The organism is Cryptosporangium arvum DSM 44712, assembly GCF_000585375.1.
Classification (GTDB): domain Bacteria; phylum Actinomycetota; class Actinomycetes; order Mycobacteriales; family Cryptosporangiaceae; genus Cryptosporangium; species Cryptosporangium arvum.
Map to the genome: position 1 here is coordinate 821,919 of NZ_KK073874.1, position 14,715 is coordinate 836,633.

A 14,715-nucleotide genomic window follows, 5' to 3' on the forward strand; every position below is an offset into this window, starting at 1 on the left:
CGCTAGAAGCCCCGGGTGATGGGGCCACTGGCGCCCAGCTCCTGGGTGAGCGATCGGGAGATGTGCAGCAGGGACTGCGCGGCCGGCGAACCGGTCTCGTCGGCCACTGCTGCCGTCGTCCCGACGATCGCCATCGTCGCGACGATCGTCGCGTCCTGGAACACGGGCGCGGCGATCGTGCGGACACCGTTGTCGGCCGGGGTGTTCACGCTGATGCCGTTCTCCCGGATCGCTTCGAGCTCGGAGCGCAGATCGGGGTTGCGGCGCAGCAGGCTGCCCAGGCCGGGCACCTCGTCCTCGTCCAGGAACGCGCAGAACACGCGGCCCTGGGCCGACCGGGACATCGAGAGCCGGGCGCCGGTGCGGACGCTGATCCGCACCGTGCGGTCGGTGTTGTCGTCGACCCGGACGACCACGGCGGTGTCGCCGTCCCAGACCGAGAGGACGACGGTTTCGCCGGCCTCGCGGACGAGCTCCTCCATGTACGGGCCGGCGATCGTGATGATCGGCAGCCCGGCGCGCGCGGCGGCCGAGAGCGTCAGCACCTGGGGGCCGAGGGAGTACAGGGCTTCCCGCTCGTCGTAACGCAGGAGGTTCACCGATCGCAGCGCTTTGGTGTAGCGGTGCGCGGTGGCCTTGCTGGTACCGAGCCGGGCGGTCAGTTCGTTCAGGCTCAGCCGCGGTCGGCCGACGCTAAAGGCGCCGAGAATCGTGGCTGCACGTTCGACGGCCTGAATGGCGGGGGTACCCCGCTCGGCACGGGGAAGTTCCTCGTCGCCGGGGGCGGGGGAAACCGGGGCAATTTCCGGCACGGGCTCAAGCATGAATTGTCCTTTTTTGTGGTCGGGGACGACCACGGGGGCTGAATCCAGCAGGCGTGATGCTACCAACCGGGCTCGAACTCGCCGGGTCCGTTGACAGTACGCACTCTGCAATACACCATGTCGTAATGCGAGATGGCATCTCTCACAACGAGGACCGAAGATGACACAGACAATGGCTGAGGGTCTGGTCGATACCGGCCACGGTGGCCTGATCGCGCAGGACTGGAACCAGTTGACCTTCCGGGTCAACCGTGAGGCGTACCGCTCGGCGGAGGTCTTCCAGGCCGAGCGCGACCGGATCTGGAACCACAACTGGCTGTACCTGGGCCACGAGACCGAGATCCCGAACAAGAACGACTACAAGGTCCGGACGCTCGGCGGGAAGCCGCTGATCTTCGTCCGCGGCGGCGACGGCGTCGTGCGGGCATTCCTCAACTCGTGCCCGCACCGCGGCACCGTGGTCTGCCGGGAGGAGCAGGGCAACGCCCGCAACTTCCAGTGCTTCTACCACGCCTGGACGTTCAACTCGTCCGGCAAGCTCTCCGCGCTCCCCGGCGACGACGCGTACGCCGAGCTCGAGCGGTTCAAGGGCACGATGGACCTGCGTCCGGTCGCGAAGCTCGACATCCACGAGGGCTTCGTCTTCGTGTCGTTCGACCCGGACGTGCCGCCACTGCTGGAGCACCTGGGCGAGGCGGCCGACGTCCTGTCGATGGCGGCCGAGCAGTCGGCCTCCGGCATGACGACGCTCCCCGGCATCCAGCGCTACGGCGTCAAGGGCAACTGGAAGCTCGCCGTCGAGAACGCGATGGACGGCTACCACTTCGCGCCGACCCACAACACGTTCGTCGGCTACCTGCGTGAGACCGGCTTCCCGGTCACCGACGACGACCAGTACGCCCACGACCTGGGCAGCGGACACTCGATGCTGGTGCTCACCGGGCACAACGGCCGGCTGGGCATGATCTGGGAGCCCCGTTTCGGCGAGGCCGAGAAGGAGCGCACCCGGCTCAACCGCGAGGCGATGGCCGAGCGTCTGGGCCAGGAGCGCGCCGACGAGATCGGTGACGCCAGCCGGATCCTGTTCGTCTTCCCGAACCTGCTGTTCTTCGACCTCGAGGCGCTGACGATCCGTCAGCTCGAGCCGGTCGCTCCGGGCCGCACCGACGTCCGGGCCTGGCAGTACGTGCCGGTCGACGAGGAGCCCGACGTCCGCGCGATGCGGCTGAAGACGATGACGAGCTTCGTCGGCCCCGGTGGCCTGGCGACGCCGGACGACATCGAGGCCTACGAGGCCGTCCAGCGCGGCATCGAGGCCAGCAAGGGTGACACCCGGGGCTTCAACGACTGGAGCGACATGTCCCGCGGCATGGAGCGGGAGTCGAAGGGCGAGAAGGGCCGCTCGATCGACGAGGGCGCGATGCGCAGCTTCTGGCGGCACTGGGACAAGTCGCTCGGCAAGGTCTCCGACGCGACCGCGACTGAGTACGGGAGTGGTTGCGAATGAGCGCCCCCACGATCACTGTGACCCGGGCCGACGCGGAGGACTTCCTCTACCAGGAGGCCATGCTCCTCGACGAGTGGCACCTGGACGCGTGGCTCGCGCTGTTCGAGGAGGGCGGCACGTTCGAGGTGCCGACCACCGACTACAAGGGGTGGGACCGGACCGGCGGCGGCTTCTTCGTCCTCGACGACTGGGACCTGCTCAACGCGCGCGTCAAGCGGCTGAAGAGCCGTAAGGCGCACGCCGAGAACCCGCACTCGCGCACCCACCGGATGATCAGCAACGTCCGCCTGATCCAGGGCGCCGGCGGCATCGAGATCAAGGCGAACTTCGTCATCAACCGGTTCCGCGACCTCACCCACCACACCTACGTGGGGCGGTACCACCACGACGTGGTGCAGAACGAGGAGGGCGAGCTCAAGTTCGTCCATCGCCGCGCGTACCTCGAGCACGAGCTGCTCGAGCACGGCGCCCGTCTGAGCTTCATCCTCTGAGCGGGGGAAACGACACATGATCAGGCACGTCGTCGCGTTCAAGTTCAAGCCGGAGACATCGGCCGAGACGGTGGCCGCGGTGCTCGCCGAGGTGGAGTCGTTCCCCAGCCGGTACCCGCAGATGCGGAGTTTCGTGCTGGGGCCGAACATCTCGCTGCGCGACACCCGGATGTCGCACGTGTTCACGATCGAGTTCGACGACGAAGACGATCTGAAGTCCTACCTCAACAGTGAATCGCACGAGACGTTCGTGCGGGAGACGTGGCGGCCCGTCATCGACAGCCAGACCATCGTCACACTCGCCGCTTCGTCGCCGTTCCGATCGGAGAGTGTCTTGCCCGAGAACAACCGCCCGCGCGGTCCGTACGGCATCCAGTTCGCCCGGCTCGCCACGCCGGCCCTCGACGAGGCCGTGGAGTTCTACACCTACCTCGTCGGCCTCCAGGTGGAGGCGCGCACCGCGGAGTACGCCCAGCTGCGTGCCGGCACCGAGCACCACTCGATCGAGCTGGTCAGCGACCCGAGCCTGACCCAGTTCCAGCCGCTGGCGATCGGCCTGAGCGTCGAGTCCGAAGCGGTCCTGGACGACCTGGAGAAGCGGCTGCGTGCCGAGGGCGCGGAGATCCTTCCGCTGCACGAGCGCACCGCCTCGATCGTCACCAGGGGCTTCGCCACGAAGGACCCGAACGGCCTCACGCTGGAGTTCGGCTACGAGTTCCTGGAGTACGCCGAGCCGCCGATGCTCGAGTACAGGCCGCTCGACCTGGTGCACCCGTTCCTCTCCACCGACAAGTACGAGGAGAGCCTGCACTTCTACCTGAACGTGCTGGGCTTCCAGGCCTCGGACTACGTGATGACGCCGGGCCGCGGCACGTCGGCGTTCATCCGGTCGGAGGACCGCTACCACCACTCGGTCGCGCTGCGCCGTGACAACACGTTCTTCCTGGCGCACCTGTGCTTCCGGATGAAGAGCCTCGACCACGTCATGCGTGGCCGGGCGAAGGCGCTCTACAAGAACGTCGAGATCGCGTCGGACATCGTGAACCACTCGGCCTCGACGTCGATCGCGTTCTACCTGTACGACGAGCGGTTCGGTCCCCGGATCGAGCTGTGCGACGGCCACCGCGTGTTCACCCCGGAGGAGCACGAGACGCACAAGGCCCGTCGGATGGGCGGCGACCCGCGCAACATCGACGTGTGGCGTGCGGCCGCCGACGACTGGGAGCGGTTCTGAGCAATCCCGAGGACGCGGTGCTGGCTGTGCTCTCAGAGCTGGCCGGCACCGCGAGCCCCCACGGCGGCGAGCGGGCGCTGGCCGAATCGTTCGTGCGATTCGCGTCGGACCGCTGGCCGCTCATCGACTGGCAGGTGCGCCGTCTCGACGGTGATGCCGCCAGTGTCCTTGCGACCGTGCTTGGGGAAGCGGATCGGCGCGTGGACGACCATGTCGGCGGGGCCGTCTCTCCCCGGCCCGCCGACGTGGTGCTCTACTCCCACCTCGACACGTCGCTGACCGGCGATCCGGCCGTCGACGCGGCGATCACCGGGCGAGCCGACACCCCGGCGCCGTTCGCGGTGTCCGGCGACACGGTGTGCGGCTTCGGTCTCGGCGTCGCGAAGGCGCCGGCCGCGGCGGCCGTGGTCGGGTTCGTCCGGGCGGCGGAGCGGGCGCACGCGTCCGGCTCCGCGCTGAACGCCCACCTCCTGCTCGCCGCGCGCGGCACGCACCGCACGTCCTGGGACGGGCACGCGAGCACCGGGGTCAGCGAGTACCTCGGCACGTTCCCGCCGCCGCGGGCGGCCGTGGTGGCCAAGGGCGGCCCGCCGGGCGTGCTGCGCCAGGAGCCGGCCGCGCTGTACCTGCGCGTGCGGCTGTCCGGGGCGTGGGGCCCGTTGATGCTGTATCCGAACGGTGGCCTGTTGGCGCGGGCCGGTGACCTGCTCACCGCCGTCTCGGCCTGGGGCGCCTCGTACACCGCGCACCGCGACGACCCGACCCGGCAGGACGGAGCCTCGTTCGGGCTCGGAGCACTGCGGGCCGGATCACCGGAGAAGTCGGACCTCGCGCCGGCCGGGCTCGAGCTGTACTGCTATCTCGTGCTGCCCGGCCCGGTCGTGCCGGGGGAAGCCGCGGCATCGCTGCGAGCCGCGCTCGGCGACGAGGTGTCGGTGGACGAGATGATCCTCGGGAACGGGCCGGGAACCCCCGGCGACGCACCGATCATCCGGGTGGCGACCGACGCCTACACGTCCGAGTTCCCCGCGGCACCCCCGCTGACCGGCTGGACCGGCTCCACCGACGGCGTGGTGTTCCGCGCCGCGGGCATCCCCACCGCACGCCTGGGTCCGCGCCCGCTCGGCGGCGGTGCGGACCCGCGTGTCGACACGTTCTCCGGGGCGGAACTCGCCCGGTGGGCGCGGGTCTATGAACGTCTCATTTCGGATAGCTGCATCTCATAATGAGTATCGCCGTCTCACTTGACATGATGGCGGCTCGCATCTCAAGATCTTTGGCATGGAAACGCTCGTCACCCGCTACGGCATCGCCCGGGTCGAGGGCGACGAGCTGGCCGTCGTCGACCTGCCCTACCCGGACCTTTCGGCCTTACTGGCGGCCGGCGCGACCCTCGCCGAGGTCGACGGGGCCGCGGTGACCCGCCGCCTGCCGAAGGCCGACCTGGACGAGGTCGCGCTCGCGCCGCTGTCGCTGCGCACGACGTCGGTCTGGGGCGTCGGGCTCAACTACCACGGCAAGGCCGCCCTCACCGGCCGGCCGGTGCCGACCAGCCCGATCCTGTTCCTCAAGCCGACCACCGCGCTCTCCGGCCACCGCGACGCCCTCGCGATCCCGGCCGGCCTCACCGAGCAGTTCGACTACGAGGCCGAGGTCGGGATCGTCATCGGCCGCGCGCTGGCCGACGTCTCGCCGGCCGAGGTGCTGGGTTCGGTCGCCGGCATCATCGCCGCGAACGATACGACCGCCCGCGACGTCATGAAGGCCACCGGCGCGCCGGTGCTGGCCAAGGGGTTCCCGGGGTGCGCTCCGCTCGGCGCGACCGTGCTGCCGTGGGGGGAAATCCCCGACCCGAACGCTATTCCGGTCGCCTCCTGGGTCGATGGGGAACAGCGGCAGAGCAGTACCACCGCCGACCTGATCTTCGACGTGGCCGACCTGGTGTCCCGGCTCTCGCGCTACGCCCGGCTGGAGCCGGGTGACGTCGTCCTCACCGGCACCCCGCCCGGTACCGGGCAGGACCGAAACGAGTTCCTGCGCGCCGGTCAGCAGGTCACGATCGCGGTCGGTGGTCTGACCCCGCTCGTGAACACCATCTCCTAACCATCCCCAGCGTCCCTCTACGGGACCCCGCCCGTGGAGGTCTCCATGTCCGAAAACCTGTACGACACCGTGGTGCGCGGTGGCACCGTGCTCGACCACGCGTCGGGTCTGAACCAGGTCGCCGACCTCGCGATCAAGGACGGGAAGGTCGCCGCGATCGGCGACGACCTGGCCCGGTCGGCCGCGAACGTCGTCGACGCCACCGGCGCGACCGTGCTGCCTGGGCTGGTCGAGGGCCACACGCACATCTTCGAGAAGGTGTCGAAGGTCGGTGCCCCGCAGGACGAGGCCCACCTGCGCCGCGGGGTCGTCGCGGCCGCCGACGCCGGCACCGCCGGTGCGTCGACCTTCCCGGCGTTCCGCACGCTCGTCGTCGAGCCGACCGTGATGCGTATCGTGAACTTCCTGAACGTCTCGGTGCTCGGCCTGATCGACTTCCGCTACGGCGAGCTGCTCAACCCCGACACGTTCAACGTCGACGACGCACTGGCGACCGCCGCCGAGAACCCGGACGTCGTCCGCGGCTTCAAGATCCGCCTCTCCGAGGACGTGCTCGGCGACAAGATCGTCCCGCTGCTCGAGAAGGCCATCAACCTGGGCGAGCAGGCCGGACTGCCGGTCATGGTGCACATCGGCGAGACCGCGCTGACGCTGCCGGAGATCCTGGACCGGCTGCGCCCGGGCGACATCATCGCCCACTGCTACACCGGCAAGGAGAACGGCATCCTCGACGAGAACGGCGCCGTTCTGCGCGAGGTCTACAAGGCCCGCGAGCGTGGCGTCATGTACGACTCGGCGCACGGCAAGTCGAACATGTCGTTCAAGGTCGCGAAGCCCGCGATCGCCGAGGGCTTCCTGCCCGACATCCTGAGCTCCGACACCTCCGGCCGCAACTGGCGCGGCCCGGTCTTCGACCTGGTGACGTCGATGTCGAAGTTCCTCGCGCTGGGCGTGCCGATGTCGGAGATCCTGCCCCGCGTCACGACCGTGCCCGCCAAGTACCTCGGCCTGGACGTCGAGGGCTACGGCTCGCTGACGGTCGGCGGCCCGGCGCACGTCACCGTGCTGAAGGAGGTCGGCGCGACGGTTCTTCCGGACGCGGCCGGCAACACGATCGAGGCGCCCCGGCTCGAGCCCACTGCGGTGTTCGTCAACGGCGTGTCCCACGAGCTGACCGAGTGGCGCGGCAACGCGCCCTCGGCCTGAGCATTAAGGCAATACGGCAATGGCCTACGTCGTCACTGACGCCTGCATCGACGTGCAGGACAAGTCCTGCATCGAAGAGTGCCCGGTCGACTGCATCTACACCGGTCCGCGGATGATGTACATCAACCCGGAGGAGTGCGTCGACTGCGGTCGCTGCGAGCCGGCCTGTCCGACCGTGTCGATCTACCACGAGGAAGACCTGCCCGCCGACCGCGAGCAGTTCGCCGCGATCAACGAGACGGTGTTCATCACGCTCGGGATCGGTTCGCCGGGCGGCGCGCGCAAGATCCCGCCGCTCGCGGCCGACCACGAGGAGGTCGCGTCGTGGACGAAGTAACCGTCGACGTTCTCATCATCGGGGCGGGGCCGGTCGGGCTGTACGGCGCGTACTACGCCGGGTTCCGGGGCATGTCGGTCGCGGTGATCGACTCGCTGCCGGAGGTCGGCGGCCAGCTGGCCGCGCTCTACCCGGAGAAGAACATCTACGACGTCGCCGGGTTCCCCGCCGTCCGTGGCCAGGACCTGGTCGACGCCCTGCTGGAGCAGGCGCAGCAGTCCAAGCCGACGTTCCTCCTGGAGCAGCGCGCGACGACCGTCGACATCCACGACGACGGCGTGACGGTCACGACCGAGCCCTCGACGCCGGGCGAGCCCGGGGTGACCGTGCACGCCCGCGCGGTGCTGATCGCCGGGGGCATGGGCACGTTCGAGCCGAAGGAGCTGCCCGCCGGCGGCGACTTCGCGGGGCGCGGGCTGCGGTACTTCGTGCCGCGGCTCGCGGACCTGACCGGCCACGACGTGGTCGTGGTCGGGGGTGGCGACTCGGCGGTCGACTGGGCGCTCGCGCTCGAACCGCTGGCCAACTCGGTCGCGCTCGTGCACCGCCGGGACGCGTTCCGGGCGCACGAGAAGAGCGTCGCCCAGCTGCAGGAGTCGTCGGTCGAGCTGGTCACGCCGTACGAGGTCACCGAGGTGCACGGCGGTGACGCGGTCGAGCGGGTCACGCTCGAGCACGTCGAGACCAAGGAGACGGTGTCCAGGGACGTGAAGACGGTCGTCGCGGCGATCGGCTTCCTCACCGACCTGGGGCCGATGGCGGAGTGGGGCATGGACCTCAAGCGCCGCCGGATCCTGGTCGACCGCACCCAGCGGACGAACCTGCCGCGGGTGTTCGCGGCCGGCGACATCGCGATGTACGAGGGCAAGGTCGCGTTGATCTCGGTGGGCTTCGGCGAGGCCGCCACCGCGATCAACCACATCGCGCCCCTCGTCAACACGAAGTGGAAGACCACCCCGGGCCACAGCTCGGACGCCCTCTGATGTTCGCCGCGAGCGGGTCCGGTCCGGCGCGCGACGGCGCGCTCGAACGGGGCCGCTTCGGCGGGGCGCGGTGAGCGCGCGGGCGCGCCTGCGTGCGGCGTTGAGCGCCGGGCGCGCGGTGCGGGGCACGTTCGTGAAGCTCGCGGGCGAGGAGACAGTCGATGTCGCCCGTGCGGCGGGGGTGGATTTTGTCGTCGTGGACCTGGAGCACTCGCAGCTGAGCGAGGAACAGGCGCGGCGGGCGGTGAGTCGGGCGGCTGCGATCGGGCTGCCCGCGCTGGTGCGGATTCCTACCGTGGATTCCGGGCTGATCAACCGCCTCCTGGAAGCGGGTGCCGTCGGCCTCCAGCTCTCCACGCTCCGATCGGCGGCCGAGACCCGGGCGCTGATCGGAGCGACCCGGTACGCCCCGGCCGGCACCCGCAGCATCTCGCTGGCCCATCCCGGCGCGAACTACAGCGGCGTCCCGCTCGCCGACTACCTGGCCACCGAGCACGAGACCCCGCCGCTCCTCGTCGGCCAGATCGAGACGGCCACCACCGACGACCCGCTGCCGGACGTCGTCGAAGGCCTTGATGTTGCTTTTCTGGGCGTGACCGACCTGGCCGTGAGCGTGGGCCTGGACGACGAAGACGCGATCGCCGCGCGGGTGGCTGAGATCCGCGCGACCGCCGCGGCGGCCGGCGTGATCGCCGGTTCGTGGGCCGTGTCGCCGGACGCCGCCGGCGACGCGGCCGCGGCCGGTGACCGCTACCTCGTGGTCGGCTCCGACCTGCAGTTCCTCGCCGCCTCGATGCGGAAACACTTTGCGAAGGGTGCCGAATGAAGCTCAGTGAAGCGCTGTACCGGACGGTCGTGAACTGGGACGACGTCCCCGAGGACGTGATCCGTCCCGGTGTCCGCCGCCGGGTCTACAGCACCGACGAGGTCATGCTCTGCTGGCACTCGCTCTCGGTGGGCATGGACCTGCGCCCGCACTCGCACGCCGACTTCGACCAGCTCGCGCTGATCCTGGCGGGCGAGGCCGACTACTACATCGACGACGTGCCGCACCGGATGACCGCCGGCTCGATGCTGCTGGTGCCGGCCGGGGCCGAGCACTACATCAAGCCGCTCACCGAGCCGTGCATCAACCTCGACGTGTTCGCGCCGCCGCGTGCCGACTACGCCGACATCGCGCGCAAGCTGACTGATGTACTAGAGCAGTGAACAACTTCGACATCGTCGTCGTCGGCAGCCTGAACATCGACGTCACGGTCGACGTGCCGCAGGCGCCGTCCGCCGGTCAGACGCTCCTCGGCGGCGACTCGCGACGCAGCGGCGGAGGCAAGGGCGGCAACCAGGCCGTCGCCGCGGCGAGGCTGGGCCGCCGCACGGCAATGGTCGGTGCGGTCGGCGCCGAGGACGGCGAGTTCCTGCTGAACCTCCTGCGCGAGGAGAAGATCGACCTCTCCGGCGTCCGGCCGGTGTCGGCGCCGACCGGGCAGGCGTTCGTGTTCGTCGACACCGAGGGCGACAGCACGATCGTGGTGAGCCCCGGCGCCAACGACCACGTCGAGGTGGATCGTGAGCTCGTGGCGTCGGCCCGGGCCGTCCTGCTCCAGCAGGAGGTGCCGGCCGCGGTGATCGAGGAGGCCGCCGCGGTGGCCGACGGGTTCGTGGTGCTGAACCCGGCGCCGGCCCGCCCGGTCCCGGCGTCGCTGCTGGCCAACGTCGACCTCCTGGTACCGAACCGGGGCGAGCTGCTCGGCCTGGCCGGCGTCGACCGGGGTGACCTGGTGCAACTCGCCCAGGGCCTCGGCACCCGCGGGCCGGTGGTGGTCACGCTGGGCGCGCAGGGCTCGCTGGTGGTGGAGGCCGAGCGGTCGACCAGGGTGCCGGCCGAGCAGGTCAAGGCCGTCGACGCGACCGCGGCCGGCGACAGCTTCTGCGCGGCGCTGGCCGACGCGATCCTCGACGGCGCGGATGTCGTCGAGGCCGCCCGCTGGGCCACCCGCGTCGCCGCCGTGACCGTGACCCGCCCGGGGGCGATGGCGTCCCTGCCTACCCGGGCCGAACTGGGGAGCTAATCGCCTCAGGAGTGCAGGGCCCCCGTCGAATTGGCTAGGGAGGCGAGCCAACAGGCGGGGGTGGGCGGTGTCGGTAGCCGGTGCCGTGCGCGCGGAGGAGGCCCGGCTGGCCGTCCTGCGTGGGCACGAGATCCTGGACACGGCCGCCGAACCCGAGTTCGACGACATCGCGATGCTCGCCGCGGAGATCTGCGGTACGCCGATCGCGATGGTCAGCCTGGTGGACTCCGACCGGCAGTGGTTCAAGGCCCGCGTCGGCGTCGACGCGCCCGAGACCTGCCGCGACGCCGCGTTCTGCGCCCACGCGCTGGAGCAGCCCGACGTGCTCGAGGTGCCGGACGCGGCGAGCGATCCCCGGTTCGCCGGCAACCCGCTGGTGCTCGGCGAACCGTTCATCCGTTTCTACGCGGGCGCGCCGCTGCGGGTGGAGAACGGCGTCAGCCTCGGCACCGTGTGCGTCATCGACCAGCAGCCCCGCTCGCTCACCGCGCCGCAGCGCCGGGCGTTGCGTGCGCTGGCCCGGCACGCCGCGGCCGAGATCGAGCTGCGGTCCTACGCCCGGCGCACCGCGGACGTCACCCGCCGCGTCGTCGAGCTCGAAGAGCTGAAGAACCGCATCCTGACGACGGTCAGCCACGAGCTGCGGACGCCGCTCGCGTCGATCCGCGGCTACCTGGAGCTGCTGCTCGACGACTCCGACCCGCTCGACCCGCAGACCGGTCGCGACTTCCTGGCCGTCATGCAGCGCAACGCCCACCGGCTGACGCAGCTCGTCGACGACATGCTGCTCGCGACGAAGGTCGGTGCCGGAGGGCTCGAGCTGAACCGCTCGCCGATCGACCTCACCGAGCTGGTCGCCGCCGTGGTCGCCGGCAGCCGTCCGCTGGCCGAGCACAAGGGGCTCGCGGTGATCGTCGACCGGCCCGAGCAGGTGATCGTCTGCGGCTCCCACCGGGAACTGACCCAGGCGCTCCAGCACGTGCTGCTCAACGCCATCAAGTTCACCTCGGACGGTGCGATCACCGTGCAGATCGCCGACGCGTCGGCGCCGACCGTGATCGTCACCGACACCGGGAGCGGCATCGACGACGTCGACCTGCCCCGGCTGTTCGACCCGTTCTACCGCGGCGAGACCGCCGAGGCCGCCGCCATCCAGGGACCGGGACTCGGCCTGACGCTCGTGCGCGCGATCGTCGAGGCGCACGGCGGCCAGGTCGATCTGCGTAGCCGGCTCGGTGCGGGCACCAGCGTCGCGCTGCGCTTTCCGCCCTGTGATCCGGGATGAGCGTCGACACGACCGCGCGGGTGCTCGATCCCGAGCGGCTGCGCGTGCTCACCGAGACCGGCCTGCTCGACAGCCCGTCGGTCGCAGTGCTGGACCGGCTGACCAGCCTGGTCACGCGGGTGACCGGGGCGCCGGTCGCGCTGGTCTCGCTCGTCGACGCCGGCCGCCAGTTCTTCGTCAGCGCGGTCGGGCTGCCCGAACCGTGGCGGGAACGGCGTCAGACACCGCTCTCGCACTCGTTCTGCCAGTACGTCGTCTCCGCCGACGCGCCGCTGATCATCAGCGACGCCCGGGCCGACGAGCTGCTCTGTACGAACCTGGCGATCCCCGACATCGGGGTGATCGCCTACGCGGGCTTCCCGCTCCGGTCCCCGGAGGGCCGGCCGCTCGGGTCGTTCTGCGTGATCGACACCCGGCCCCGGGAGTGGAGCCAGGCCGACCTGGGTGTCGTCGCGGATCTGGCCGCCGCGGTCGAGTCGGAGATCGCTCTGCGGCTGAGCCACACCAGGCTGCTGCGCGCACGGAAGGCCGAGGCGCGCACCGAGCAATTGCGTGAGGTGCAGCACGCGGTCGCGACCAGCCTGGCCGAGGCCCGGTCGAGCACGGACGCCGCGGCCCGGACCGTCACGGCCGTGGCCGGCGAACTCGGCTGGGCCCACGGCGAGTACTGGCAGCTGGGCGACGACGAGCAGACGCTCACCCGGATCGCGGCCCGGACGGCCCCGGGCTGGGACGCCGCCGACTTCTCCGGCGGGTCGGGCGGGTTCGCCGCGCACGTCCGCGCCACCGCGGTGCCCACCCGGGTGCCCGAGGCCGCCGCTCCGGCCGAGGCCACCGGGCTCGGCTTGCCGGTACGCAGCGGCGACCGTGTCCTCGGCGTGCTGGTCTTCCACCACGACGAGCCGCTGGGCTGCGACGCCGAGCTGCTGAGCCGGCTCGACAGCGTCGGCGCCCACCTCGGGCGCTTCATCGAGCGGCGCCGGGCCGACGCCGCCCGCCGGGCGTTCGAACGTGTGGTCTCCGGCATCGACGACTACGTGTGGACCGTCGAGATCACTCCGGACGGTGCTCTCCAGCCGGTGTTCGGCAGCGCGAACGAGGCGGCCGTCTTCGGCGCCGACCTCCGGGCGACCCCGCTGGCCGACCTGGTCGACCCGCGGGACGCGGCGCGGTTCGCCGAGTTCCGCGGCACGGTGCTCGAGGGCAGGCCGGGAAACCTGGAGGCCCGCTTCATCGGCGCCGACGGTGTCACCCGCTGGGTCTGGAGCCGGGCGGTGCCCCGGTTCGAGGAGGGGCGGGTGTACGTCGACGGCATCTCCACCGACGTCACCGAGCGCCACCGCATCTCCGAGCAGCGCGACGAGCTGGTCGCTCTGGTCACGCACGAGCTGCGGTCGCCGATCACGTCGATCCGCGGCTACCTGGAGCTGGTCTTCGACGACGAGGGCTCGTACTCCCCGTCCGCGGAAGGGTTCCTGCGCATCGTCGACCGGAAAGCCGCCGACCTGCAGCGGCTCACCGACGACCTGCTCGACCTGGCGCGGCTGGACGCCGGCGAGATCTCGGTCGACACCCGTCCGGTGTCACTGGCCCGGTTGCTCGGCGACGTGATCACCGACCTACGCCCGGCCGCGGAAGCCAAGCACCTCACGATCGACGTCGTCACCGACGGGCCGATCGTCGTCTGCGTCGACCCGGCCCGGTTCCGGCAGGTGCTCACGAACGTCGTCTCGAACGCGGTGAAGTACACGCCCGACGGTGGCCGGGTGATCGCCAGGGCCGGCGCGGCCGACGGAGTCGCGACCGTTAGCGTCGCCGACACCGGCATCGGCATCCCCGCCGACCAGTACCCGCGCCTGTTCGAACGCTTCTTCCGGACGAGCAACGCGGTGCAGGAGGGCATCAAGGGCACCGGCCTGGGCCTGGCGATCACGAAGGCGATAGTCGAGCGGCACGGCGGCACGATCGCCGCCCACCCCGGCGAGCCCTGCGGCACGGTCTTCGAGATCACGCTTCCGGAAGCGTCACCCTGAGTCCGGTTCCGGGTCCAGGGCGGCGGACGCGTTGCGGATGTGGGCGGCCACCAGGGCAGCGGCGAGTTCTTCGTCCCGGTCGCGGATCGCGCGCACGATCGCCAGGTGTTCGTCCCACGAATGACCGGCGCGGTGGTCGACCCGGGAGGCGTAGACCCACTCGGTCTTGGCCCGGAGCTGCTGCACGGTCTCGGCCAGTAGCCGGTTGCCGCTGGCCTCGGCGAGCAGCAGGTGGAACTGGCCGTTCAGCGCCGGGAGCTCGTCCAGGCGACCGTCGGCGATCAGCGCGGTGCCGGCGGCAAGCGTGGCCTCCATGGCGTGGAGCTGTTCCGGGGTGCGGCGTTTCGCGGCTTTGCGCGCGGCCAGCGGCTCGACCGCGCCGCGGAGCTCGAGCAGGTCGGTGGCCGCGCTGGAGGGCAACTCCGCGACCCGCGTCCCCCAGTAGGGACGAACCTCGACGAAGCCTTCGGACGCCAGCACCCGCAGGGCTTCCCGGATCGGAACCCGGGAGACGCCGAAGCGCTGCGCGAGCGCGGGTTCGGTCAATCGTTCGCCGGGCGGTAGTTCACCGGTGACGATGGCCTGGCGCAGTTCGTCGGTGATCAGCGGGGCGCGCACGCGCGATTCCCCGGCCACCATGCGG

At 70.9% G+C, this 14,715-nt stretch carries 15 protein-coding genes; 13 read left to right on the top strand and 2 right to left on the bottom strand.

Features of this window, described 5'->3' with window-relative positions:
* Positions 1–2: 2 nt before the first annotated feature.
* Positions 3–824, bottom strand: a complete 822-nt coding sequence (locus CRYAR_RS03695) for an IclR family transcriptional regulator (protein ID WP_084700035.1) — start codon at positions 822–824, stop codon at positions 3–5.
* A gap of 160 nt (positions 825–984) precedes the next feature.
* Between CRYAR_RS03695 and CRYAR_RS03700 the strand changes: the two genes are divergently transcribed.
* The 13 genes from CRYAR_RS03700 (at position 985) to CRYAR_RS42640 (ending at position 14,072) form a co-directional block, all read left to right on the top strand.
* Positions 985–2,331 carry an aromatic ring-hydroxylating oxygenase subunit alpha gene (locus tag CRYAR_RS03700; RefSeq protein ID WP_063725657.1) on the top strand — a complete coding sequence of 449 codons (1,347 nt, stop codon included), beginning with the start codon at positions 985–987 and terminating at the stop codon, positions 2,329–2,331.
* Entirely contained in the window at positions 2,328–2,822 is a 495-nt protein-coding gene (locus CRYAR_RS03705) for an aromatic-ring-hydroxylating dioxygenase subunit beta (protein WP_035848484.1), read from the top strand. Before CRYAR_RS03700 ends, CRYAR_RS03705 begins: the two co-directional genes overlap by 4 nt.
* A gap of 16 nt (positions 2,823–2,838) precedes the next feature.
* The gene (locus CRYAR_RS03710; protein ID WP_035848486.1) at positions 2,839–4,056 is read left to right on the top strand and encodes a Dabb family protein; all 1,218 of its coding nucleotides are present in this window, start codon (positions 2,839–2,841) and stop codon (positions 4,054–4,056) included.
* A 26-nt stretch (positions 4,057–4,082) separates the two neighbouring features.
* Positions 4,083–5,282 carry a zinc-binding metallopeptidase family protein gene (locus CRYAR_RS03715; protein WP_157017321.1) on the top strand — a complete coding sequence of 400 codons (1,200 nt, stop codon included), beginning with the start codon at positions 4,083–4,085 and terminating at the stop codon, positions 5,280–5,282.
* Between the two features lie 55 nt (positions 5,283–5,337).
* Positions 5,338–6,159 (top strand): fumarylacetoacetate hydrolase family protein, encoded by an 822-nt coding sequence (locus CRYAR_RS03720; protein WP_035848488.1) that lies wholly within the window; start codon positions 5,338–5,340, stop codon positions 6,157–6,159.
* Between the two features lie 45 nt (positions 6,160–6,204).
* Entirely contained in the window at positions 6,205–7,365 is a 1,161-nt protein-coding gene (locus CRYAR_RS03725; protein ID WP_157017323.1) for an amidohydrolase family protein, read from the top strand.
* Positions 7,366–7,384: 19 nt separating this feature from the next.
* On the top strand, positions 7,385–7,702 hold the full coding sequence (fdxA, locus tag CRYAR_RS03730) for a ferredoxin (protein ID WP_035848489.1): 318 nt from the start codon (positions 7,385–7,387) through the stop codon (positions 7,700–7,702).
* The gene (locus CRYAR_RS03735; protein ID WP_035848490.1) at positions 7,690–8,685 is read left to right on the top strand and encodes an NAD(P)/FAD-dependent oxidoreductase; all 996 of its coding nucleotides are present in this window, start codon (positions 7,690–7,692) and stop codon (positions 8,683–8,685) included. Before fdxA ends, CRYAR_RS03735 begins: the two co-directional genes overlap by 13 nt.
* Positions 8,686–8,755: 70 nt before the next feature.
* Complete coding sequence (locus tag CRYAR_RS03740) at positions 8,756–9,511, top strand: aldolase/citrate lyase family protein (RefSeq protein ID WP_035848492.1); 756 nt, start codon at positions 8,756–8,758, stop codon at positions 9,509–9,511.
* Positions 9,508–9,894 carry a cupin domain-containing protein gene (locus tag CRYAR_RS03745; RefSeq protein ID WP_051569706.1) on the top strand — a complete coding sequence of 129 codons (387 nt, stop codon included), beginning with the start codon at positions 9,508–9,510 and terminating at the stop codon, positions 9,892–9,894. Before CRYAR_RS03740 ends, CRYAR_RS03745 begins: the two co-directional genes overlap by 4 nt.
* Positions 9,891–10,754 (top strand): ribokinase, encoded by an 864-nt coding sequence (locus CRYAR_RS03750; protein ID WP_035848493.1) that lies wholly within the window; start codon positions 9,891–9,893, stop codon positions 10,752–10,754. The genes CRYAR_RS03745 and CRYAR_RS03750 overlap by 4 nt, the downstream gene beginning before the upstream one ends.
* Positions 10,755–10,821: 67 nt before the next feature.
* Positions 10,822–12,039, top strand: coding sequence for a GAF domain-containing sensor histidine kinase (locus CRYAR_RS03755; protein ID WP_211247249.1), 1,218 nt, complete (start codon positions 10,822–10,824; stop codon positions 12,037–12,039).
* Positions 12,036–14,072, top strand: a complete 2,037-nt coding sequence (locus tag CRYAR_RS42640; protein WP_051569707.1) for an ATP-binding protein — start codon at positions 12,036–12,038, stop codon at positions 14,070–14,072. Before CRYAR_RS03755 ends, CRYAR_RS42640 begins: the two co-directional genes overlap by 4 nt.
* On the opposite strand, the gene CRYAR_RS03770 is transcribed toward CRYAR_RS42640, so the two are convergent.
* Complete coding sequence (locus tag CRYAR_RS03770; RefSeq protein ID WP_035848494.1) at positions 14,064–14,711, bottom strand: GntR family transcriptional regulator; 648 nt, start codon at positions 14,709–14,711, stop codon at positions 14,064–14,066. The genes CRYAR_RS42640 and CRYAR_RS03770 overlap by 9 nt on opposite strands.
* Positions 14,712–14,715: the final 4 nt, after the last annotated feature.